Here is a 23,474-nt window from a genome sequence, read left to right as displayed (position 1 = left end):
TTTCCAGCCCATACGCATCAAGAAACCATTGACCAGGTTGCGATCGCTTCAGCTTCAATTGATCAACTTAATTACTTGATTTTATTTGAAAGTAATTTTTCTTAGAATATGTACTCTGCTTCGGGGTTTGCCATTAAATTTTCCCATTAATTTTTTTAAATCATATAGATTAATAACTATACTTTTGCTGTTCATTCATCGATCTCTAGGGGGCGATCGCCAATCGTTTTTTATCAACTTCAACGTCTGGTTTTGTGCGGCTTCGCTAGATAGCCGCTGATAGTTCAGCAGGAAGAGTACTGTGGATCTTCTTGGCCAGTTTTTGCAAGATGTTGCCGACGCCTAAGCTAACCTTAAGTTTGAAGTGCCCACCCAGACGCGGGAAATGGCTGAAAAAATTGTGATCAAGTTGCAGTCGAGTTTTTCAATAACTATGCGGGCAGTGCCTACATCTACGATGCCAAGGTATGGTACGCCCATAGTTTTTGCACTTCTGAGGGCTGCTGAGACTTGTGGGGCTTGACAAGATGTCCTTTGATTTTTTAGACTAAGAATCTGTTGCGGGTATAGCTCAGTGGTAGAGCGCAACCTTGCCAAGGTTGATGTCGCGCGTTCGAATCGCGTTACCCGCTTTTGAGGTGAGCCCAGTCAAGAAGGTGGCTTAAAGATGCGTTTTCCTAGCACAGTAGGTAGCTCTGTGCTAATGCGCATCATTATGGAAATAGCGGTAAATTTTTTCCGCTAAGCGGGGGCCGACCCCATGCACCTGCGCCAGCTGCTCAGGCGTAGCCATGCGGATGTAATCTATGGAGCGAAAGGTTGCCAGAAGTTCCTTTTGGCGTTGATAGCCCAAACCGGGAATTTGGTCGAGGTGCGATCGCCGCTGCCGTTGGCAACGTTTTTGACGATGAAAGTTGAGGGCAAAGCGGTGAGCTTCATCGCGAACTCGGCGCAGCAATTGCACTCCCGGTTGCTCTGGGTCAGCGGGAAGGGGCTGGGGTTGATGGGGGAGAAAAATCTCTTCCCGCTGCTTGGCCAAGCTGAGAAGGGTGAGATTGCCCAAAAGTGGCTCTAAGACTTCAACTACGGCAGAGAGTTGTCCCTTGCCACCATCAATGAGGATTACATCGGGCCAGTCCTCAGCCTCTAGGGGGTCACCCTTGCCTTCAAGGTAGGGGGCAAAGCGACGACAGAGAATCTCAGCCAAGCTGGCAAAGTCATCGGCGTGGCCAAGTTTTACCTCTGGGTTGCGGATGTTGTAGTGGCGATAGTGCTGCTTGGCAGGTAAACCATCAATAAAAACAACCCGTGAGGCTACGGCATCCGAACCCTGAATGTGGGAAATGTCGTAACCTTCAATGCGATGGGGGAGGGCGTCAAGGCCAAGGAGTTGGGCTAAATCTTCAAGGGCGGTTTGGGTGCGATCGCTGGCCTGTTGAATGCGCGCCAATTCCAATTCCGCATTTCGCTGCACCATGGTAATAAGTTCTGCTTTGGCTTGGCGCTGGGGTACGGTGAGGGTAACGGCGCGGCCTTTCTTTTCACTCAAGTAGGTGCGCAGCAGATCCGCCTCGGGGAGGGGATGTTGCAGCAAAATTTCACTGGGAATTTCTACATCATCCACTTGGGCATAGTGTTCTTCAAGCACCCGCTGCAAAATGGTACCGGGACTGCCACTTTGGGCATCGGCTACAAAAGCCAAGCGTCCCACCAAGCGACCGGCACGAATTTGAAAGAGTTGAATGGCTGCATGGCGATCGCCTAGGGCAAGGGCAATGGCATCCCGTGACACCGTATCATCCGGCAACGAGACCTTTTGCTCCACCCCTAGATGTTCTAGACCGCGAATTTGATCCCGCAACCGTGCCGCTAGTTCAAAATTGAGATCCGCTGCCGCTTGCAGCATTTGTTCCCGCAACTGCGCCACCAGTTCCCCTGTGCGTCCCTGAAAAATCATTGCCACCTTCTGCAGGGTTTGCCGATACTCCTGCGGGGAAATGAGGCCTTGGCAGACCCCTGGGCAGCGGCCAATGTCGTAGTTGAGGCAAGGTCGATCCTTAAAGAGCGGACGGGGACGTTGCCGCAGGGGAAAAAGACGCTTGACTAGAGCAAGGGTTTGACGCAGCCGAAAGCTATCCACATAGGGACCATAGTAGCGATCCTTGGGGAAATCACTGCTGGTATTGCCGCCACTGCCAAACTGGCGCTTGCGGGTAATGAAAATACGGGGATAGGGTTCTGACCATGTAATGCACAGATAGGGATATTTCTTGTCGTCCTTGAGGAGGACGTTGAAATGGGGCTGGTGCTGCTTGATGAGGTTAGCCTCTAGGGCGAGTGCCTCCGCTTCCGTATCGGTGACAATGAACTCAATTTCCGCCACCTGATAGACCATTAGCTCAAGGCGTGGTCCTAGGTGAGCCGGCTGACGAAAATAGGAGCGCACCCGCGATCGCAGGCGCTTGGATTTACCAATGTAGAGAATTTGATCGGTCTTGTCCTTGAAGAAATAGACGCCGGGGGACAGGGGAAGTTGTCGCAGTACCTGTTCCAAGCGATTGCGATCCTGAATCAAGGGCTGAAGCATTCTGCCGCCTCCCCTAAAGTGATGCTGCGGTGTCTCCTAACCAAGCAACTAAATGTGACCGCTGGCTCGTCGTGGCATTGGCAGAGCACTGTAGCCGATACTGGGGCTGGGGGTTACCTAGAGTTAACGCTCTGGAGTACAACTGCTGATCGTGAAACCAGGTCAGGTGAATTGTATCCCCGGCTTGGTATTCCCGCAGGCGCTCCGACCAGTCCTCCGCCGTCACACGCCAACCATTGAGGGCAATAACTTCATCTCCCGCTGCCAAGCCCGCTGCTTCAGCAGGGGAGTCCCGCAGTACCGCTTTGACCTGGAGGGAACCGTGCTCCTGTTTGAACTGAAGGCCGGTATAGGGCGGTGCCTCCTCAGGAACCAGCTCCAGTCCCACTTTGGCAAGCCACTCCTGTAGGGGTAAGTCCGCCGTACCCTCAATGAACTGCTCCCGCCATACTCCCAAGTCTTCATCGGCAACGGTCTCAATTATTTCCCACAGCCCATCGGGGGTGTAGCCTTGACCCGTCTCACAATACTCTTGCCAGAGCCGCCGCAGGACATCAAGGAGCGATCGCTGGTGATTAAAGTTGAGACGAATCCGCAGGTCTAACAGCAGCGCCACCAGCTCCCCTTTGAGGTAGTACGACATCTGGGAATTGATGCTATTTTCATCGGGGCGATAGAGCTTAATCCAAGCGTCGAAGCTCGCAGCACTCAGGGATTGCACTTGGCGACCCGGGGTATAGAAATAGTGATTGAGGCTTTCACTCAACAGCTTGAGATAGGCTGCTGCATCAAACAGTCCCGCCCACAGGGGAATCAGTTGATCCAAATAGCTGGTCACCCCTTCAGCAAACCAGAGGCTAGTGGTGTAATTTTCAGTGTCGTAGTCAAAAACTGCAAAGGCTTGGGGGCGGATGCGCTTGACATTCCAGAGGTGAAAAAACTCATGGGCCACTAAACAGAGAAAGCGGCGATATTGCTCCGGTTCCTGGAAGCCAAAGCGATGAAAGATCAATGAACAGCTATTGAGGTGTTCCAGACCGCCGTAGCCCTTGTGGGTGAGGTGCAAAATAAAGACATAGCGATCATAGGGTAGGCCACCAAAGAGACTTGCCTCGGTTGCAATGATCCGCTGAATATCGGCGATCGCTTGCTTTGGCTGAAAATTTCCCTTACCCCACACTGCCAATTCATGGGATTTACCCGCCACCTCAAAAGTGTAAACAGCGTGGGTACCCACCTCAAAAGGACTATCCACCAGCAGATCATAATTTGCCGCCCAAAAGGTATAGCCATCCTCACCCAAGGGTTCGAGGGAAGTGGTAACCCGCCAATCGGGGGGGGCTTCAATGGTGACCGTGAGGGGCTGGTCGCGATACCCCGGCACATAGAGGCACACTGCTGCTGGATTAAAATAAGCGTGGCTGCCATCGAAATGGTTTGTGCGTACCGAGAGTTCGTGGGCATAGATGGCGTAGCGCACTTCAAGTTCCAGACCGGGTGTGCAGGCCACCTGCCATTGATTCTTGGCACATTTCCACCACTCAAGGGAAGTGCCGTCGGCAGCCGTTACCACAAAGTTTTGAAGATGTCGTGCATATTCGCGCACCAGGTAAGAGCCGGGTGTCCACACCGGCAAATGCAGATCAAGGACATCGGTTTGCGGTGCCGTTAATCGCAGCGTCACCCATAAAAGATGGGTATGCCCCTGCTGGCAGTTAATCGAATAGGCCATGGCAGGGGACTGAAGTGAAGGATGAGCGATCGTATGCGTCATACCCCTCAGTGTAGTGGACTTTGGCAACGCTTACAATTTCACTTCAATATCCACGCCCGCCGGCAAGTCCAACTTCATTAGCGCATCAATGGTTTTTGGCGAAGGTTGGTAAATGTCGAGGATACGACGGTGGGTACGGGTTTCAAAGTGCTCCCGTGAGTCCTTATCCACGTGGGGCGATCGCAGGACGCAGTAAATTCGACGGCGGGTGGGTAGGGGAATCGGGCCAACGGGGGAAGCGCCGGTTCTTTTTGCAGTATCCACAATACGATCACAGGAGGTATCGAGCAATCGGTGATCAAAGGCCTTAAGGCGAATACGAATTTTTTGTTGTAAAGCAGCCATAGGAATCTTCCTTACTTGTCAAGGTTCAGAGAGGATCAAACAAAAATTTAGACAGAAAAAGGCCGCTAACACAACAGAAAGGCTAGCGGCCATCAAGATAACTACTTCAGGATTTTGGAGACAACGCCCGCCCCAATCGTACGGCCCCCTTCACGGATAGCAAAGCGCATCCCCTGCTCAATAGCAATGGGCTGGATTAATTCCACGGTCATTTTGACACGGTCACCAGGCATCACCATTTCAGGGGTACTGCCATCGTCAGCGGTGAAGGAGGTAATCGTACCCGTTACATCGGTGGTGCGCACATAGAACTGAGGGCGATAGCCGGCAAAGAAGGGAGTTTTACGACCACCCTCTTTTTCAGTGAGCACGTACACTTCACCCTCAAATTGGGTATGGGGCGTAATGGAGCCGGGTTTGGCAATCACCATGCCCCGTTCCACATCCTCTTTTTTCAGGCCACGTAGGAGCAGACCCGCGTTGTCCCCGGCAATCCCTTCTTCGAGACTCTTCTTGAACATTTCAATACCGGTGACTGTTGTTGTGCGAGTTTCCCGCAGACCTACGAGTTCAACAGTTTCATTGAGTTTAATACGACCCCGTTCAATCCGACCTGTGGCCACCGTACCACGACCGGTAATGGAGAACACGTCTTCTACGGCCATCAGGAAGGGTTTATCCACATCCCGCTCAGGGGTAGGAATGTAGTTATCCACAGCATCCATGAGTTCGTAGATTTTATCTACCCACTCATTTTCACCGCGTTGGGTTTTGGGATTGGCAGTCATCGCTTCAAGGGCTTTCAGACCCGAACCACGGATGATGGGCACTTCATCGCCGGGGAATTCGTATTGATTGAGAAGCTCCCGCAGTTCCAGCTCCACCAGCTCCAACAGTTCCTCGTCGTCCACCATATCCACTTTGTTCAGGAAGACAACGATGCTGGGCACTCCCACCTGACGTGCCAAGAGGATGTGCTCTTTGGTTTGGGGCATTGCACCATCGGTAGCAGCCACCACGAGAATGGCACCGTCCATTTGCGCGGCACCCGTGATCATGTTTTTCACATAGTCAGCGTGGCCAGGGCAATCCACGTGGGCATAGTGACGTTTATCGGTCTCATACTCCACGTGAGCCGTGTTGATGGTAATCCCACGGGCTTTCTCCTCAGGTGCCGCATCAATTTCATCATATTTGCGAGCCTGAGCTTTCCCTTGGGCAGCCAGTGTCATGGTGATGGCTGCAGTCAGTGTGGTCTTACCGTGGTCAACGTGACCAATCGTACCAATGTTAACGTGGGGTTTGGTTCGTTCAAATTTAGCGCGTGCCATGTTGTTCCTCGTATAGACTATGCGTTCCCTTTATTTTTGGCAATGATTGCCTCAGCCACATTGCGGGGGACTTCCTCGTAATGGCTGAATTCCATCGAGAAAATTCCCCGACCTTGGGTATTCGAGCGAATGTCAGTGGCATAGCCAAACATCCGTTCGAGAGGGACTTTTGCGGTTACTTTGGCAATGCCATTTTCCACGGTTTGTCCCTCAATTTGACCGCGACGGGCAATCAAATCTCCCATCACTGTCCCAAGGAATTCTTCTGGAACCTCGACCTCGACCTTCATCATTGGCTCTAGAAGCACAGGGTTCGCTTTCATGACCGCTTCTTTAATTGCTATAGAGCCAGCAATCTTGAAGGCCATCTCTGAGGAGTCCACCTCGTGGTAGGAGCCATCCACTAGGGTGACTTTGAGGTCAATCACGGGGTACCCTGCCAAAATTCCCGATTCACAGGCTTCCTTCATCCCTTGTTCAGCAGGTGGAATGTACTCTTTGGGTACAACGCCGCCGACAATTTTGGAGACAAATTCAAACCCAGTACCGGGTTCGGCAGGCTCTACTTCAATCACAACGTGACCATATTGGCCTTTACCGCCACTTTGACGGATAAATTTGCCTTCGGCACGAACGGGTTTGCGAATTGTTTCGCGGTAGGCCACTTGGGGTTGGCCAATATTGGCCTCCACTTTGAACTCCCGCTGCATTCGATCCACAAGAATTTCAAGGTGCAATTCCCCCATGCCTGCAATCACGGTTTGGTTGGTTTCAGGATCAACACTGACGCGGAATGTGGGGTCTTCCTCAGAGAGGGCTTGCAGGGCTTTGGAGAGTTTTTCCATGTCCTGCTTGGTTTTGGGTTCCACGGCCACGGAAATGACCGGCTCTGGAATGTAGAGAGATTCTAGAATCACAGGCGAGCTTTCATCACAAAGGGTATCCCCCGTGAAGGTTTCCTTCAGACCCAAGGCAGCCCCTAAATCTCCAGCCCGCAGTTCATCTACCTCAATCCGCTCATCGGCTTTGAGCACAATTAGACGAGAGATGCGTTCTTTTTTACCCTTGGTGGCATTGAGCACATAGCTACCTTTTTTAAGAATGCCAGAGTAGACACGCACAAAGGTGAGACGGCCATAGGGATCCGCCATAATCTTGAAGGCCAATGCCGCTAGGGGTTGATCGTCATCGGCAGCCCGTTCTACTTCTGTGCCATCAGGCAGACGACCTTTAATGGCAGGAATATCAATGGGGGCTGGCAGATAGTCCACTACGGCATCAAGGAGCAATTGCACGCCTTTATTTTTGAAGGCGGAGCCGCAAAGCATCGGCACAATGGTGCCGGAGATTGTCCCTTTACGGAGGGCTGTGCGGATTTCCTCTTCTGTGAGTTCTTCTCCCTCAAAGTATTTTTCCATGAGGGCATCGTCCGTTTCAGCAACGGCCTCGATGAGCTTGGTGCGATACTCTTGCACCAGTTCAGTCATCTCGTCAGGAATTTCGGTGTCTTCGATTTCCTTGCCTAGATCGTCTTTGTAAATTTTGGCGCGCAGCCGCACCAAATCAACGATGCCCTTGAATTGATCTTCAGCACCAATGGGTAGTTGAATTGGCACGGCATTCGCTCGCAGGCGATCGCGAATTTGATCATAGACTTTATAGAAGTTTGCCCCAGTGCGATCCATCTTATTGACAAAGACAATACGGGGAACACCATAGCGATCAGCTTGCCGCCACACAGTTTCCGATTGGGGCTGCACACCACCCACGGAGCAAAAGACAGCAATCACGCCATCTAGAACGCGCATGGAGCGCTCCACTTCAATCGTGAAGTCCACGTGACCGGGGGTGTCAATAATGTTGATCTGGTGATCTTTCCAAGAGGTGCTAATGGCGGCAGCTGTAATCGTGATGCCTCGCTCCCGCTCCTGTTCCATCCAGTCGGTAACCGTGGTACCCTCATGCACTTCACCGATTTTGTGCACCACACCGGAATAGAAAAGAATACGTTCAGTTGTGGTTGTTTTACCCGCATCAATGTGAGCGGCAATTCCGATGTTTCGCACTCGCTCTAGCGGGGTCGTCCGTGCCACAGCTACCTCCTTGTTTGTTGCATTACGTTAGAATTCTTAAATAATTGTATCCAACTCTTGAACCGTATAGCGGTTTAGTAGCGATAGTGGGCGAAGGCCTTGTTAGCTTCTGCCATTTTATGGGTTTCTTCCCGTTTGCGAATGGTGCTACCGGTTTCGTTGGCAGCATCCATTAATTCGTTGGCTAGCTTAGCCGACATGGAACGACCAGCACGTTTGCGGGAAAATTGCACTAACCAGCGTAAGGCTAAGGCAACGCCACGCTCAGGACGCACTTCCATTGGCACTTGGTAGGTGGCACCCCCCACCCGTCGTGCTTTCACTTCCACTAGGGGTGTGGCATTTTTCACTGCACGCTCAAAAATTTGTAGTGGATCTTCACCAGTGCGCTCCTGCACAGTTTTCATTGCATCATAAACGATGCGACTGGCGAGGGACTTTTTGCCATTAAGCATGACCCGCTGGATCAGCATACTCACCAGTACGTTGTTGTAGACCGGATCAGGGGCAGTGGGACGTTTTTGAGCGCGAGTGCGACGAGACATAGGTGTTTATGATTTGCTCTAGTGAAGTTTAAGGTTTAAGCGTGGACTTCGGAAACTATTTTTTCTTGCCAGCAGCAGTAGCCTCACCGGGTTTGGGACGCTTGGCGCCATACTTAGAGCGGCCTTGCTTACGGTCTTTGACACCGGCGGTATCCAGTGTGCCCCGAATAATGTGGTAGCGTACACCGGGCAAGTCTTTAACTCGACCGCCGCGAATCATTACCACCGAGTGCTCCTGTAGATTATGGCCAATACCGGGAATATAGGCAGTCACCTCAAAACCGGAGGTTAGGCGTACCCGTGCCACTTTGCGCAGGGCAGAGTTGGGCTTCTTGGGTGTTGTGGTGTAAACCCGGGTGCACACCCCACGCCGTTGAGGGCAACTTTTGAGGGCAGGAGATTTTGTTTTCTTTTTCAACAGTTCCCGCTCTTGGCGGATCAGTTGCTGGATGGTGGGCATTGCTGCTTACATTAATTTCACCGAACTTCTAGTGTATCGAGGTGGCCATCGCATTGTCAATGCTGTTGTTGAATCACTCTATACCTCTCGCTGTAATGGCTCACTAGGGTCAAGCTGGCGATTGCGGCGGTGACGGCTCTCAGGGTACGCTGCCCCAAAGAAAAGGCTTGCCAACCAGCGGCCAGAACCTGCTCTAGTTCAGAATCTGTCCATCCCCCCTCTGGTCCGATCGCCAGATAAATGGGCTGGGAAAAATCCATCTGAGGCAAGTAATCCCACAGCAATTGAGAGGCAGTGAGACTGGCGATGTAGCCCCTTGGCGTAAGCTGCACCATTTCCGCAACAGACAGGGGAGCACTGAGGGTAGGAACGTAAAGACGCTCGCTTTGCTCGGCGGCCTCTTGGAGAATTCGCTGCCAACGCTGGTATTTGTGGGGACTGGGTTGCAGGAGCGATCGCGCCGTTTGAATTGGCAGAATGTGCTTGACGCCTAATTCTGTTGCCTGCTGCAGCACTTGTTCAAAGTTGGCTGCCTTTAACAGAGCTAGACAGAGAATAATCTCAGTGGCAAGTTCCGTCTCACGGCAATCGGGGTGCAGTAGCTTGACTGTGTTTGCTTGAATTTCTCCGAGCCACCGTTGACCTTGACCGTCAAGAATCCACAACTCATCTCCTGGCTTAAGGCGCAGCACATGATACAGATAGTGCCACTGCTCGGCTGTCAGGGTAACCCCCTGCTCCAGAATTTGCTCAGCTTTAACAATAAGCCGTTGGCGCGATCGCATGAATGAAGCTACTCTTGAGATTCTCCCCCCAGCGGACTGGGATTCCTACTCTTCTCTATTAGAGGGATTTTCAGGTCGAGTGCGCCATCACGGAGGGTAGCGTGAAGTCTAGCAGACGTTGCATCCCTCTCACTGGGCAAGGTCGTTCTCCTTCCCTACGGTTGAGGACAGTCGTGGATGAATCTTTTTGCCTCATCTACCTTTAAGTGTTCAAGAACATAGGAAGCGTCAACAGCATCCACTTCCCCTGGGGCAAAAGGCAGTCCTCAACTTTACACCCGCTGCTGCTGGCGCAACATCAAAGTTTAACCCTTCGGGGTGGAAAGTCTGGCCACAGCCAACATGAACTAGCCTTAGGCACTGAGACTGCATAGCCACTCCACCAGCGTGCGCACAGGATAGCCTGTTCCACAGGGATTATTGTAGCCATCCTCTTTTTCCGTCCAAACCGGACCGGCAATGTCAAGATGAGCCCAAGGGGTGTGATCCACAAACTGTTGTAGAAATAGGGCTGCGGTAATCGAGCCTGCGGATCGCGGACCGGTGTTTTTCATGTCCGCCACTTGGGATTTCATGCCCTCAAAGTATTTGTTTTCAAGGGGCATTTGCCAGAATTTCTCGCCAGAGCGATCGCTGGCCTGTTGCAGGGCTTGCGCCAAGTCTGAGTTATTGCTCCAAAGACCGGCAATGTTATCTCCCAAAGCCACAATACAGGCTCCAGTGAGCGTAGCCAAATCCACAATGGCATCGACCCCCAGTTTTTCAGCATAAACCAAGGCATCAGCAAGGGTGAGGCGACCCTCCGCATCAGTGTTGTTGACCTCAATGGTTTTACCGTTGGCGGCCGTCAGAATATCCCCCGGATGCATGGCACGCCCACTGATCATGTTTTCAGTGGCAGCAATAATAAAGTGCACCTCAATGCCAGGGGGTTTGAGTTGACCGATGACTTTGGCGGTACCTAAAACCGCGGCGGCTCCCCCCATGTCCATTTTCATGGTTTCAATGCCCCCTTGGGTCTTGAGGTTGAGGCCACCCGAATCAAACGTTAGACCCTTGCCCACTAGGGCAATTTTCTTCTGCACCGTGCCCGCAGGCGTATAGGTGAGGTGAATAAATTTCGGCGGCAAATCTGACGCCTGAGCCACTCCCAAAAAGGCGCCCATGCCAAGGGCAGCGCATTCCTCCCGCTCCAAAATCTTTGCGCTTAAGCCGTAGGTCGCTGCCAGTTGCTGAGCTGTTTCCGCCAGCGTAATGGGGGTCACTTGATTGGCGGGGGCATTCACCAGTTCGCGAGCCAAAATCACGCCGTCGCAAATTTGCCGGGCACGGTTTAACGCCGCTGCTTGTTCTCCTAAAGCCAACAGAGTCATAGATTCGGGATAGGGGAGTAACTTGTGGGCTTCGGGATCAGACTTGAAGCGGACATCGCTGTGGAGGGCAAGGAGCACCCCTTCGGCAATGGCTTGGGCGGCAGCGGCTGCATCTAATGTCTCATGGGGGAGAGCCATTGCCGCGGTTTTAGCTTTTTCGCGACGGGCAGTGCGGGCAATGGTGGCGGCGGTACGGCGGAGGGTTTCGAGATTAAATTCCTCGCGATTGCCTAGCCCCACAAGCAGCAGTTTCTTAATGGGGAAGTTGGGCAATAGGCGCATCAGCAGAGAGGTGCCAGATTTGCCTTGAAATTCCCCTTCGTTGATCAGTTCTTGTAATAGACCGTTGAGCCGTTGATCGAGGGTCGTGTAGGGGTCGGTGAGGGTAAGGGTGCCTTCCGTTTGAAAGGTGGCGATCGCCAGTAAATCTCCCGACCAGTCGGGAATCGCTGTAGTCATTGTTTGCAGTTGCATGCCTATGTACGACCCAAAAATCTCTCAGCCCTCTTATTTTATCGGCGTTTAGCCTTCAGCAGGAACCCAGACACTGCAAAAATTCAAGGGGCAGACCATCACAATCCCGAATAAAGGCAACGTGGTAGAGGTGGGAACCAATCACTTGCTGAGTCGGCCGCAGTAATAACTCAAAGGGTAAACCCTTTGCCTTCAGCGTTTGTCCTACTTGATTGAGCCATGTTTCGAGGGGGTCGGGATAGTTACTCAGATCAAAGGAGAGATGGTAGTAGCCGACGTAGTGTTCATCGTGAAAGGGATCGGCAGCCGGCTGGGGTTCAGGTACTTGCAGGAGTTCGAGGCGGGTATGCCAGCCCTTGAGCCAACAGGCAAGGGTATAGCCCGTGGTAAAGCGAACCTCCACTGTAAAACCCAGACATCCATAAAAGGCGATCGCCTGCTGAATATTGGCGGTGCGAATGGAAACGTGGTGCAAAGCCATAACTACTCTGGTTTTGGACGCAGCCGCTCAGGAAAGTCAATAAAGACGCGCTCACCGACACTGACACCGCTGATAATTTGAGTTTGATCTTGCCAGCTACTGCCAATTGTGACAGGGCGAAATTTAGGGCGATTGTTCTCACCCACAACATAAACACCCGTTTGGCCGCGCTCAACGGCAATGGCCACTGTCGGCACCAAAAGGGCATTGTGAATTTTAGGTCCTAGAAAATCTAAATCCACATTCATTCCAGAACGTAGTTTCTCTAGCCCAGTGACCAAGGAAACGCGCACCTGAAAGAAGGTTACATTTTGCTCTACTACTGCTTCAGGTGCCACTAAGCGCACTTGCCCCTTAAATGTTTCTCCCGGATAGGCATCGGCACGAATTTCAACGGGTTGCCCCACCAGCACTTGGCCAATATCAACTTCTGGTACTTCAGCAAGAATTTCTAGACCCTCAGCGATCGCCACAATAGAGGTCGATGTGGCAGAGGTCGTCGCCGAAGCCGTGGTTGTTGGAGTAACAAATGCTCCCGGATTCGCATACTTCTGGGTAATGATGCCTGTAAACGGCGCCCGAATCACTGTATCTTCAAGGGCAGCACGGGCGGCTTGGACTTGGGCTTGGGCAGCAGCGACGGTTGCTTCTGCTTGGCGGATCTCCTCACTGCGGGCGCCGCGCTGCAGCAGTTGCAGCCGCTTTTGCGCTTCATTCAGGTTGGCGATCGCGCTATCCCGATTTGCTTTTAGTTCGTCAAGGGTATCGCGGGGAATAGCACCTTCCGCCGCGAGCAATTCATTGCGTTTCAGGCGTTCTTCTGCCAATCGGGCACGGGTGGCCGCTGCTTGTACTTGAGCTGCCGCTTGGGCAATTTCCTCAGCCCGGTTGCCGGCAACAACACGATCGCGACGGGCAATGGCATCGGCCAGATTAGCCTGAGCCTGAGCGAGTTGCGCCTGCTCATCGCGGTTGTCCATACGGGCAATGATTTGACCCGCTTTGACCCGATCTCCTTGCTCAACGTAGAGTTCCGCTAGCAAACCTGCCCGCTTGGGACTGATATTGACAGTTTGTACCGGTACTACTTTGCCAGTGGCAGCAATCCGAGCCATCAAATCGCGACTGTCTTGAACCGGTACAGTGTAGCGATCCAGATCAAGGGGCGTTTGTCGCGATCGCCACCACCACAGTCCACCGCTGCCAATCACGCCAGCAGCAATCACCCCAATCACTAGCGATCGCCAAGGGGAGTGAAGCTTACCAACAAAGGGGATAAACGCTGCCATGCATCTTTTACAATATCTTGCTCTATTCTAACGTTATGTTACAGTCACCCAGTCGAATGACTGTATTGGCGGTGTCTATTGGTTTCACCTCTCCCTCAACAGCAGTGCAGATGCTATCCTAACCAATACTGTCTATGTCCTTTGCCTATGAATCCTGCACTCTCCCAGATTGGCCAGCAAATGTCTCAATTGACGGGAGTTCGGGCAATTATGAAGGATATTATCGAGACGCTGCGCCTCAACCGCGGTCAAGACCTAATTAACTTGAGTGCAGGCAATCCCCTGATTCTCCCTGAAGTGGAGCAACTGTGGCGGGACTGTACCCACGAACTAATGGCCAGTCCAGAATTTGGTCAAGTTGTCTGCCGCTACGGCACAAGCCAAGGGTATGAACCACTTATTGCCGCTGTGGTGGATGATTTTAATCGCCGCTATGGTTTAAGCCTGACGGAGCGCAATGTCTTGGTTACGCCCGGCAGTCAGGCCATTTATTTTTTTGCAGCCAATGCCTTTGGCGGCCTTAGCACTAACGGCGAATTAAAGAAAGTTGTTCTTCCCTTGAGTCCAGAATATACTGGTTACGGCGGCGTCAGCCTCAGCCCCGATACCGTTGTTGCCTATCGCCCCCGCCTTGAGATTTTTGAAACAGATCACACGTTTAAGTATCGGCCAGACTTTCAACAACTACAGATTGACAAGACAACCGGCTGCATTATCTTCTCTCGCCCCTGCAATCCAACGGGGAATGTGCTCACCGATTTAGAAGTACGGCAAATTGCGGATCTGGCCGTACCCTACGGTGTTCCTGTGTTCATTGATGCTGCCTATGGTCCTCCTTATCCCAGTTTGAACTTTACCGAACTCGCCCCTATCTTTGGTGGCAATATTGTCCACTGTTTCAGCCTCTCCAAGGCAGGGTTACCGGGGGAGCGGGTGGGAATTGCCATTGGCGATCGCGAGATCTTGAGCGCTCTGGAAGCCTTTCAAACCAATGCCTGTATTCATGCCTCGCGCTACGGTCAGGCGATCGCTGCTTTGGCTATTGCCAATGGTGCCCTAGCTGAAGTGTCCGTCAACGTCATTCGTCCCTTCTATCAGCGCAAGTTGACAGTTCTCGAAGAAACCCTGCGCACCGCCTTTCCCGACGACATTCCTTGGTTTTTACATCGTGGTGAGGGGGCGATTTTTGCATGGCTGTGGCTGCGGGACTTACCCATGACAGATTGGGAATTGTATCAACACTTGAAACGGGCAGGGGTGATTGTCGTCCCCGGCAGTTCCTTTTTCCCTGGCTTGACCGAGCCGTGGCGCCATAAACAGGAGTGCCTACGCATTAGTCTCACCGCCAGTGATGAGGAAATTGCTCTTGGCATGGAGCGACTCGCTGCCACAATTACACAAGTCTATCAGGAATCCCCTAGCCGCTCCTATTCCGACCTCTTTGCCTAAAATGGTGGAGCCGCCAAACAGCCGTTAGATAGGCCTTGGCACATTTTCTAGAGTTCCCCCCGTAGGGTTTTAACAACCTGCTCAGCGGGCTAATCCCCAGGAGACAAGCACTGACGGGAGTGCGGCTATGGGGGCAGCGGCAGCCTTTGGTAAAGACTTGCAAACAAGCGTGAAGGAGGCTCAAAAATCTTGATACAACAATTGATGGAGTTGCAGCCAAACATTAACCGATTCTTATGAATATTGCTGTCATTGGCCTGAGTCACAAAACCGCCCCTGTGGATGTGCGCGAAAAATTGAGTGTGCCAGAGGATGTGCGGGAGCGGGCACTGCAACATCTATGCGGCTACGCCCATATTCAGGAAGCCACTATCCTCAGCACCTGTAACCGCTTAGAAATCTACATTGTTACCAGTGACACTGAGGTGGGGGTACGGGAAGTGCATCAGTTTCTCAGTGAGTGGAGCCACATTCCCCTGCCCCAGCTGCGTCCCTATCTCTTTATCCTGCTGCATCAGGATGCAGTCATGCACCTCATGCGGGTGGCATCGGGTCTGGATAGCTTGGTGATTGGCGAAGGACAAATTCTTTCCCAAGTGAAACGCTGTCATCAGTTGGGGCAGCAGTACAAATCCATTGGTTCGATTCTCAATCGTCTCTTTACAGGGGCGATCGCTGCCGGTAAGCGGGTACGTACAGAAACTAGTATTGGAACAGGCGCAGTCTCTATTAGTTCAGCAGCGGTGGAACTGGCAGATCTGCGGTTGCAGAATCTCCAAAATTGCCGTATTGCCATTGTCGGTGCGGGTAAAATGTCCCGCTTGCTGGTGCAGCACCTAATTGCCCGCGGCGTCAAGGAAATTAGTATTATCAACCGCTCCTTAGAACGGGCACAGGAGCTCGCGCAGCAGTTTCCTGAAGTGCGCTTTGAACTCTTTACCATGACGGATCTACTGCCGATTGTGGCCGCCATGGATTTGGTCTTTACGGGCACAGCCGCAACACAACCCCTCTTGGATCGGGAGAATTTAGGGTCAGTGCTCACAGGCGATCGCCCCCTGTCCATCATTGATATTTCTGTGCCCCGCAATGTCCATGCCAATGTGACGGAATTGGGCAGCGTCCAGCTTTTTAACGTGGATGATCTCGAAGCCGTTGTCGCCCAAAACCAAGAGGCGCGACGCCAATTGGCTCAAGAGGCCGAGGCTATCCTTGAGGAGGAATTAGAGACCTTTTTGGCTTGGTGGCACGCCCTAGAAACAATTCCGACCATCCGCAGTCTGCGCCAAAAAATGGAAGCTATCCGCACTCAAGAACTGGAAAAAGCCCTCTCTCGCTTGGGTAGTGAGTTTGCTGATAAGCACCAAGGGGTCATTGAGGCAATGACGCGCACAATTATCAACAAGATTCTCCATGACCCGACAGTGCAACTGCAATCTCAACGGGATCTAGAGAGTCGTCAACGCGCTATGCAGACCCTCCAAGACTTGTTCAATCTCAAACCCATCGAAGCTTAAGGTTGATGCGCCACGTGGGCGATCGCGGAGAAGCAGTGGTCGCCGCATGGCTGCAAACCCAGCGGTATCAAATTTTGGCTCAGAACTGGCTTTGCCCTTGGGGTGAGCTGGATATTGTGGCCTGCGATGCGGAGGGAGCGGTGCACTTTGTGGAAGTGAAAACCCGCCGTTCCTACAACTGGGATAGCGATGGCCTCGCTGCCATTTCCCCTAGCAAACAACGAAGACTCATCTTGGCCGCCCAAGCATTCCTAGAATGTCAACCCCAGTGGCAGGATCGCCCCTGTTGCTTCGATGTCGCCTTGGTGCGATACCAAGGAGGTATCTATCGGCTGCACCAATACTTGGAGCACGCATTTACACTGGATTGCACTGATTGAAGAGATTTACCAATTGAGCAGCTTTTGCAAGCGATTGCGAATCCACTGAATGGGACGGCTTTGATCCTCCTCTTGGCCACTCAACTGCCGCAGCTCCTGTTGATGTTGCACCAGCACATCCTGACGGCGAGCGATCGCCACCGCAATATCATCGGCAAGGGAAGGGTGTTCTTTTAGCAACTGTTCAAATCCCTCCCTAGGCAAAACAAACAACACCGTATCCATCATGGCCATCATTGTTGTTGGACAGGCCACCCCCAGCATCAGTGGTAGCTCGCCAAAGTGCTCTCCTACATTAAACGTCATCATCGGCTTGAGTTCGCCATTCTCCTCATAGACCGCTGCCATTTGTCCCTGCAACACGATGTAGAAGTTACTCACTGGTTCCTGAGCACGGAACAAAATCTCCTTTGCTCTCAAGTGCTTGCGGTAGCCTGATTCAATGAGAAAGCGTAATTGCAGATCATTCATGCACTGAAAATAGCTCACCTGCCGCAGCAGAAATCTCAGGGAAGGGGTTGCCGGTGCCAAGGGCATGTCCCTCGTTTCCCCCGACTCGGCAGAGGAAGAGAGAGCCGCAGCATTGCGAATCCACAGCTCCCTTTGGGGGAAAGGAATTGAGATATTGTGCTGCCGAAAATAGTAATCAATCTTGAAATTAAGACTGCTTTTAATAAAGACGTGCCGCTCAATGGCATCCGTCCATACCCAGAGTTCAAACTTAAGGGCAGAATCACCAAATTCACGGAAGATCACCCGAGGGGCTGGCTCCCTGAGAACCTCTGGCTCAGAATGCGCAATGTTGAGCAAGACTTCCGTCACCAAAACTGGATCCGTTCCATAGGCCACCCCAATGGGAATATCAATGCGACCGCGATGGGTTTCATAGTACCAATTCAGCACTGGACTATCGGCAAGGTAGGTATTGGGTACCACCACATTGGAACCGTTAAAAGTTTGAATTACCGTGGCTCGCATTGAAACTTCTTGAACATAGCCACTGATGTTTTCAATTTCCACAAAGTCACCGACACGGACTTTGCGCTCAATGAGGAGCGTCAGGCCACTGATGAGATTGCGGGTAACATCCTGCAAACCGAAACCAACCCCCACCCCTAAGCCACCGATAATCACCGCTAGGGAATCAAGATTAATTCCCACTGCTTGCAAAACAATAATGTAGCCCAGTGCCCCCCCGGCACCACTAATTACAGTGGAAATGGCCTCGCGGTTGCCTAGGTCTAAACCAAGGCGGGGTAGGAGTTGATTTTTCAGCACTCCCTTAAAAAAGCGTGCCAGAATTGCAACGAGGATGAGGAGTAGCACCACCTGAAACAGCCAACGCAGGGAAATGGTTTCCCGCCCAAGGCGAAACAAAGGTGCATCGGCAATGCCAATAAACGAGGACCACAGTTCAATGACTTGGGATGGCATTCTCCACAGTCTCCTCAGGTGTTCACACACTTAGACAGTGCCCAAAATAATGAGCGTGCCCAAGCTAGCCCCCTCACTTTAGCAGGGGGCGACCATCAACTGAAGGAACTTTCTCGCTCCATACCTCAAGTGTTTCAGTGATCAAAGGCTTGGGTGCAGCATATCCCACAATAGCCAAAGGGCGATCGCTAAGAAACTGCTGCCCGTCAGTGTTTGTAATCGCTGTTCTGAGAGATACTGTGACAACCAGCAACCAATCAATACCCCAATTAAACTAGTCGTCACTAAGGCTAAAGCTGCTCCCAAAAATACTAGCCAAGGAGAGGCAGCGCGGGCAGCCATGAAAAATATAGCAATTTGAGTCTTATCGGCAAATTCAGCCAAAAAGACAGTTAAAAATGCAACTCCGAACTCTCGCCATAGCAACGCGCGCTTCATCCGCTTAATCACTGAGTGCCCTCTAGGCGTCCGTCATTTCCTCAACAGTTTCAGTGGTCTTCGTCTCTGGGCGATTTTCTGTATTTAGGCGGCGGCTGTAGCGACCCGAAGAACGCTTGCGAAACTTGCGAGCATAGGCTTGGTTACGGAGCGCTTTTTCTTTCTTGGGATTGCGGCGTTTGGCCATGCTTACCTCAGTGGTAGGGGTGGTCTTAGCATTCAACGAAATTTAAGTATAGTCTACGTATTCTATCGGAATTTTCCCCTGAAGACAAGAAGCCCCCTAGAAAAAGCTGCAAGCATACTGCACCAAAGGAAATAACCCCCCTAGGCATTGACCTAGGGGGAGGAGGAGTCTTGTTCTGGCAGAAAGTTGCCAATGGGCGAGGCTATTTAGTTTCCGAGAACTCAGCGTCAATCACTTCGTCATCACCGCCACTACCCCTGCTACCGCTGCTGCTGGAACCAGTTCCATCACTGGACTGAGCACTTTGATAGACACTGGAGCCGACACTGTAGAGGGTTTGTTGCAAATCCTGCATCAGTGATTTCACCCGTCCAAAGTCAATGGACTCAACGGGCTTCTTCTCAGTTTCAGTGCCGATTTCCGCACGCAGGTTAGCAATGAGGGAGGTAAGACGGTCTTTATCGCTGCTGGAGACTTTATCCCCTAACTCACCCAACTGTTTTTCCGCCTGATAACAAAGCTGCTCCGCTTGGTTCTTAGTCTCGATTTTCTCGCGTTTGGCTTTATCAGCAGCAGCATTCATTTCCGCTTCGCGCACCATACGTTCCACTTCCTCTTTGGGCAGCGTTGAGGCGCCTGTAATGCTAATGGACTGCTGCTTGCCTGTGCCTTTGTCGCGAGCGGTTACGTTGAGGATACCGTTGGCATCAATATCAAACGTGACTTCGATTTGGGGAACGCCACGGGGTGCCGGAGGAATACCGTCCAAACGGAAGGTACCGAGGCTCTTGTTGTCGGCAGCCATTTCCCGCTCCCCTTGCAGGACGTGGATTTCCACATTGGTTTGACCATCAACAGCAGTGGAGAAGACCTCGGATTTCTTCGTTGGAATTGTGGTGTTGCGGGGGATGATTTTGGTCATCACACCACCAAGGGTTTCTACCCCTAAGGACAGAGGCGTGACATCGAGGAGGAGAATATCCTTCACTTCCCCTGCCAGCACCCCAGCTTGAATGGCGGCACCCACAGCCACCACTTCATCGGGGTTCACACTCTGGTTGGGGTCTTTACCCAATAGCCGTTTGACCAGCTCTTGGATCGCGGGAATGCGGGTGGAACCTCCCACCAAGACCACTTCGTCAATCTGCTCTTTGCTGAGTTTGGCATCCCTGAGGGCTTGCTCGACGGGGACGCGACAACGATCAATTAGATCAGAGCAGAGTTCCTCAAATTTAGCGCGGGTGAGCGTCATGTCAAGGTGCTTAGGACCGTCCTGCGTTGCGGTAATAAAGGGCAGGTTGATTTCCGTTTGCATGACGCTAGAGAGTTCAATCTTGGCTTTTTCTGCCGCTTCCGTAAGCCGTTGTAGTGCTTGTTTGTCTTTGCGTAGGTCAATGCCTTCTTGGGCACGGAAGGACTCCGCTAAGTAGTCCACAATTTTTTTATCGAAGTCGTCACCGCCTAAGTGGGTGTCCCCAGAGGTGGCGAGCACTTCAAACACGCCATCACCCACTTCGAGAATGGACACGTCAAAGGTACCACCCCCAAGGTCGAAAACGAGGATGGTTTCATTGGCTTTTTTGTCAAGGCCATAGGCCAAGGAGGCGGCGGTGGGTTCGTTAATGATCCGCAGTACTTCAAGACCAGCAATTTTGCCAGCATCTTTGGTGGCTTGGCGCTGCGAGTCGTTGAAATAGGCAGGAACGGTAATCACCGCTTGGGTGACTTCCTCACCAAGGTATTTGCTGGCGTCTTCTTTGAGTTTGCGCAGGACTTGAGCAGAGATTTCTTCGGGGGCAAACTGTTTGCCAAGGGCAGGGCAGTCCAGCTTGACATTGCCATTGACGTTCAACACTTTGTAGGAGACCTCAGTGGTTTCGTGGGTCACCTCATCAAAGCGACGGCCAATAAAGCGCTTCACAGAATAAAAAGTATTTTCGGGGTTCATCACTGCTTGCCGTTTGGCAATTTGACCCACGAGGCGATCGCCATTTTTGGTGTAGGCAACAACGGAGGGCGTTGTCCGAAACCCTTCAGCATTGGCAATAACCGTGGGCTTGCCCCCTTCCATGACGGCCACACAGGAGTTGGTGGTCCCCAGATCAATTCCGACAACTTTTGCCATAGCGACGAAAACTCCCTTTGCAGGCTAACTTTGATGCGGGGCACAGCACCCATATTGGGCTTAACCCTCTCTCTTTCCTATAGTGCGATCGCTCCTGCTATGAGCAAAAGGGGGATTTACCGAACCTACAACGGGTGGTCAACCGCGTAAGGCAAAGGATCAACGAGACCCAATTCGGCAAAGGCGGCTAGACGCAAGCGACAGGCATCGCAGCGACCACAGGCCTGTTCCCCTTCGCTGTAACACGACCATGTTTTTTCCCAAGGTACGCCGTATTCATTGCCAAGGCGAATAATGTCTTTTTTGTGAAGTGCAATGAGGGGCGTCACAATTTCAATGGGCTGACCTTCACGCCCCTGCTTGGTGCCAAGGCGATAGACCTCCTGCATGGCGGCAATATAGTCGGGGCGACAGTCGGGATAGCCAGAATAATCAAGGGCATTGACGCCAATATGCACAGTTTGCGCTCCGAGGGCTTCGGCATAGGCGAGGGCGACACTCAAGAAAATCGTATTGCGGGCGGGAACATAGGTGATGGGAATCTCTTGGCTCATGGTGGCCAGATCCCGATCCCAAGGCAGGTCAATGGTTGAGTCGGTCAATGCAGAGCCACCCCACAACTGCAAATTGAGGGAGAGAATTTGGTGCTGAACTACGCCGGCGGCGGTTGCAATGGCAATTGCCGCCCCTAACTCCCGCCGATGGCGCTGTCCGTAGTCAAAGGAGAGAGCATAGCAGACATAGCCTAGAGTTTTGGCACGAAATAAGACGGTGCTGGAGTCTAACCCGCCTGAGAGCAACACAACGGCCTTTTGTGTCGTCATCATACCTGTCTATGAAAAACTTTACATTTGGCAATGCTGTGGTAGCATCTTTCTGAAAATGTTCATCCTGTGGGTATTTACCTACGGCGGGCGATCGCCAACACCAAACCCTTCCCTGGTTGCGTAGAGGAGTAAAGAACTAGACATGAGTTTTGCCGTCCGTCCCCAGCCTGAACCACTGCGCATAGGCGTCATTGGTGTTGGCAATATGGGTCAGCACCACACCCGTGTTTTGAGTTTACTTAAAGATGTCGAACTGGTGGGCATCTCTGATGTGAATCTGGAGCGGGGCATTGATACCGCCAGCAAATATCGGGTGAAATTCTTTGAAAATTATGTGGATTTGCTGCCCCATGTTGAGGCGGTGTGTATTGCCGTACCCACCCGTCTCCACCATGAAGTGGGCATTACCTGCTTGCGCCACGGGGTGCATGTGTTGGTGGAAAAACCCATTGCCGCCAGTATTAGCGAAGCAGAATCCCTAGTTAATGCGGCAGCGGAGTGTCAGTGCATTCTCCAAGTGGGGCATATAGAGCGATTTAATCCTGCATTTCAAGAATTGAGCAAAGTCCTACGCACAGAGGAAATCCTTGCCCTTGAGGCCGATCGCATGAGTCCCTACTCCGATCGCGCCAACGATGTCTCAGTGGTTCTTGATTTAATGATCCACGACATTGACCTACTACTGGAACTTACCAATTCCCCTGTGGTACGCCTGACGGCGGCAGGCAGTCGCTCTGCCAATTCCGGGTATCTGGACTACGTGACTGCCACCTTGGGTTTTGCCAACGGCATCATTGCCACCCTCACTGCCAGTAAAGTCACCCACCGCAAGCAACGGCGCATTGCCGCCCACTGCAAAAATTCCCTCACGGAGGCGGATTTCCTAAAAAACGAGATTCTCATTCACCGCAAAACCACCGCCTCCTGCAGCACTGATCACGGCCAAGTCCTCTACCGCCAAGACGGCCTGATCGAGAAGGTCTATACCAGCAATATTGAACCTCTCCATGCAGAGTTGGAGCACTTCGTCAACTGTGTGCGTGGCGGTCACCCCCCCTCGGTGGGTGGGGAGCAAGCCCTCAAAGCGTTGCGCTTGGCCAGTCTCATTGAGCAGTTAGCCCTTGATGGTCACAGTTGGGGGCAGTTGGATGCCTCCTTGGCGGCACTGATTCACTAGGCTCTATCGCCCTCGTTTTCTTGCGCTAGGTTAGTAAGTACAAAGCGAGGGTTGTGTCAATGACGGATTTGGAAGGCTGTGCCTTTTGGGCTGCCCAAGCCAAGGTAAAGTCCTATCTCGCCCACTGGTTTCAGTTGGGCAAACGACTGTGTATCTGGGGTGGGAAGCATACTGTGTTGCCGCAACCTGTCCTTCAGGGCGATCGCTACAGTCAAGCCTTTGAGGCCTGCTGGATCTATGTGCTCTCTGGTCAAGCAGGAGAATGCTTTCTTGAGGACACAACGGAGACGATTGCCCAACTACTCACCGACTGTTGGGACATTACCCCCTGTGCCCGCTGCCAAATGCCTGTGCCCCTACCCTGTCATGGGCTACCCCCTGTGCACTGTCCCTGTGCCAGTCT

General features: G+C 52.2%; 21 protein-coding genes and 1 tRNA gene. 6 read left to right on the top strand and 16 right to left on the bottom strand.

What is annotated here, in order from left to right:
* The first annotated feature begins 560 nt into the window (after positions 1 to 560).
* A tRNA-Gly gene (locus tag P3X23_RS06805) sits at positions 561 to 632 on the top strand.
* Positions 633 to 700: 68 nt separating this feature from the next.
* Here the strand turns inward: P3X23_RS06805 and uvrC are convergent.
* From uvrC to P3X23_RS06750, 11 genes are all read right to left on the bottom strand, one after another.
* Positions 701 to 2,587, bottom strand: coding sequence for an excinuclease ABC subunit UvrC (gene uvrC / locus P3X23_RS06800; RefSeq protein ID WP_300874552.1), 1,887 nt, complete (start codon positions 2,585 to 2,587; stop codon positions 701 to 703).
* Positions 2,588 to 2,600: 13 nt separating this feature from the next.
* A complete protein-coding gene (locus P3X23_RS06795) occupies positions 2,601 to 4,361 on the bottom strand; it encodes a M61 family metallopeptidase (RefSeq protein ID WP_300874550.1) in 1,761 nt (586 codons plus the stop codon).
* A 30-nt stretch (positions 4,362 to 4,391) separates the two neighbouring features.
* The gene (gene rpsJ, locus P3X23_RS06790; protein WP_149819531.1) at positions 4,392 to 4,706 is read right to left on the bottom strand and encodes a 30S ribosomal protein S10; all 315 of its coding nucleotides are present in this window, start codon (positions 4,704 to 4,706) and stop codon (positions 4,392 to 4,394) included.
* 101 nt (positions 4,707 to 4,807) lie between these two features.
* Positions 4,808 to 6,037, bottom strand: coding sequence for an elongation factor Tu (gene tuf, locus P3X23_RS06785; RefSeq protein WP_300874545.1), 1,230 nt, complete (start codon positions 6,035 to 6,037; stop codon positions 4,808 to 4,810).
* Positions 6,038 to 6,054: 17 nt separating this feature from the next.
* Positions 6,055 to 8,130, bottom strand: coding sequence for an elongation factor G (fusA, locus tag P3X23_RS06780; RefSeq protein WP_300874542.1), 2,076 nt, complete (start codon positions 8,128 to 8,130; stop codon positions 6,055 to 6,057).
* Between the two features lie 74 nt (positions 8,131 to 8,204).
* Positions 8,205 to 8,675, bottom strand: a complete 471-nt coding sequence (gene rpsG / locus P3X23_RS06775; protein ID WP_300874539.1) for a 30S ribosomal protein S7 — start codon at positions 8,673 to 8,675, stop codon at positions 8,205 to 8,207.
* Positions 8,676 to 8,730: 55 nt separating this feature from the next.
* Complete coding sequence (gene rpsL, locus P3X23_RS06770; RefSeq protein WP_300874536.1) at positions 8,731 to 9,135, bottom strand: 30S ribosomal protein S12; 405 nt, start codon at positions 9,133 to 9,135, stop codon at positions 8,731 to 8,733.
* A 56-nt stretch (positions 9,136 to 9,191) separates the two neighbouring features.
* On the bottom strand, positions 9,192 to 9,920 hold the full coding sequence (locus tag P3X23_RS06765; protein WP_300874533.1) for a 16S rRNA (uracil(1498)-N(3))-methyltransferase: 729 nt from the start codon (positions 9,918 to 9,920) through the stop codon (positions 9,192 to 9,194).
* Between the two features lie 353 nt (positions 9,921 to 10,273).
* Complete coding sequence (locus tag P3X23_RS06760; protein ID WP_300874531.1) at positions 10,274 to 11,767, bottom strand: leucyl aminopeptidase; 1,494 nt, start codon at positions 11,765 to 11,767, stop codon at positions 10,274 to 10,276.
* A 55-nt stretch (positions 11,768 to 11,822) separates the two neighbouring features.
* Positions 11,823 to 12,242 (bottom strand): VOC family protein, encoded by a 420-nt coding sequence (locus P3X23_RS06755; protein WP_367186543.1) that lies wholly within the window; start codon positions 12,240 to 12,242, stop codon positions 11,823 to 11,825.
* Between the two features lie 8 nt (positions 12,243 to 12,250).
* On the bottom strand, positions 12,251 to 13,537 hold the full coding sequence (locus tag P3X23_RS06750) for an efflux RND transporter periplasmic adaptor subunit (protein WP_300874526.1): 1,287 nt from the start codon (positions 13,535 to 13,537) through the stop codon (positions 12,251 to 12,253).
* Positions 13,538 to 13,684: 147 nt separating this feature from the next.
* Here P3X23_RS06750 and P3X23_RS06745 point away from each other — a divergent pair, with 147 nt between their 5' ends.
* The 3 genes from P3X23_RS06745 to P3X23_RS06735 all read left to right on the top strand — a co-directional run bounded on the left by P3X23_RS06745 (position 13,685) and on the right by P3X23_RS06735 (position 16,883).
* Complete coding sequence (locus tag P3X23_RS06745; protein WP_300874524.1) at positions 13,685 to 14,986, top strand: valine--pyruvate transaminase; 1,302 nt, start codon at positions 13,685 to 13,687, stop codon at positions 14,984 to 14,986.
* 236 nt (positions 14,987 to 15,222) lie between these two features.
* A complete protein-coding gene (locus tag P3X23_RS06740) occupies positions 15,223 to 16,503 on the top strand; it encodes a glutamyl-tRNA reductase (RefSeq protein ID WP_300874521.1) in 1,281 nt (426 codons plus the stop codon).
* A 5-nt stretch (positions 16,504 to 16,508) separates the two neighbouring features.
* Positions 16,509 to 16,883 (top strand): YraN family protein, encoded by a 375-nt coding sequence (locus tag P3X23_RS06735; RefSeq protein WP_300874554.1) that lies wholly within the window; start codon positions 16,509 to 16,511, stop codon positions 16,881 to 16,883.
* 6 nt (positions 16,884 to 16,889) lie between these two features.
* Here P3X23_RS06735 and P3X23_RS06730 read toward each other — a convergent pair whose 3' ends face one another.
* From P3X23_RS06730 to queC, 5 genes are all read right to left on the bottom strand, one after another.
* Complete coding sequence (locus P3X23_RS06730; RefSeq protein ID WP_300874518.1) at positions 16,890 to 18,317, bottom strand: mechanosensitive ion channel domain-containing protein; 1,428 nt, start codon at positions 18,315 to 18,317, stop codon at positions 16,890 to 16,892.
* A 141-nt stretch (positions 18,318 to 18,458) separates the two neighbouring features.
* The gene (locus P3X23_RS06725) at positions 18,459 to 18,755 is read right to left on the bottom strand and encodes a TMEM165/GDT1 family protein (protein ID WP_300874516.1); all 297 of its coding nucleotides are present in this window, start codon (positions 18,753 to 18,755) and stop codon (positions 18,459 to 18,461) included.
* Between the two features lie 22 nt (positions 18,756 to 18,777).
* Positions 18,778 to 18,942 (bottom strand): hypothetical protein, encoded by a 165-nt coding sequence (locus tag P3X23_RS06720; RefSeq protein WP_011057571.1) that lies wholly within the window; start codon positions 18,940 to 18,942, stop codon positions 18,778 to 18,780.
* Positions 18,943 to 19,144: 202 nt separating this feature from the next.
* A complete protein-coding gene (dnaK, locus tag P3X23_RS06715) occupies positions 19,145 to 21,067 on the bottom strand; it encodes a molecular chaperone DnaK (protein ID WP_300874512.1) in 1,923 nt (640 codons plus the stop codon).
* A gap of 125 nt (positions 21,068 to 21,192) precedes the next feature.
* The gene (gene queC, locus P3X23_RS06710; RefSeq protein ID WP_300874509.1) at positions 21,193 to 21,894 is read right to left on the bottom strand and encodes a 7-cyano-7-deazaguanine synthase QueC; all 702 of its coding nucleotides are present in this window, start codon (positions 21,892 to 21,894) and stop codon (positions 21,193 to 21,195) included.
* Positions 21,895 to 22,036: 142 nt separating this feature from the next.
* Here queC and P3X23_RS06705 point away from each other — a divergent pair, with 142 nt between their 5' ends.
* Positions 22,037 to 23,071 carry a Gfo/Idh/MocA family oxidoreductase gene (locus P3X23_RS06705; RefSeq protein WP_300874506.1) on the top strand — a complete coding sequence of 345 codons (1,035 nt, stop codon included), beginning with the start codon at positions 22,037 to 22,039 and terminating at the stop codon, positions 23,069 to 23,071.
* A gap of 59 nt (positions 23,072 to 23,130) precedes the next feature.
* Positions 23,131 to 23,474, top strand: a 344-nt coding sequence (locus P3X23_RS06700; protein ID WP_300874503.1) for a hypothetical protein, incomplete at its 3' end; no start/stop codon positions are given.

Origin of the sequence: Thermosynechococcus sp. Uc (assembly GCF_029335995.1) — a bacterium.
Lineage (GTDB): Bacteria > Cyanobacteriota > Cyanobacteriia > Thermosynechococcales > Thermosynechococcaceae > Thermosynechococcus.
Note: the sequence above shows the minus strand (reverse complement) of the source record. Positions and strands in the feature narration are given on the sequence as shown.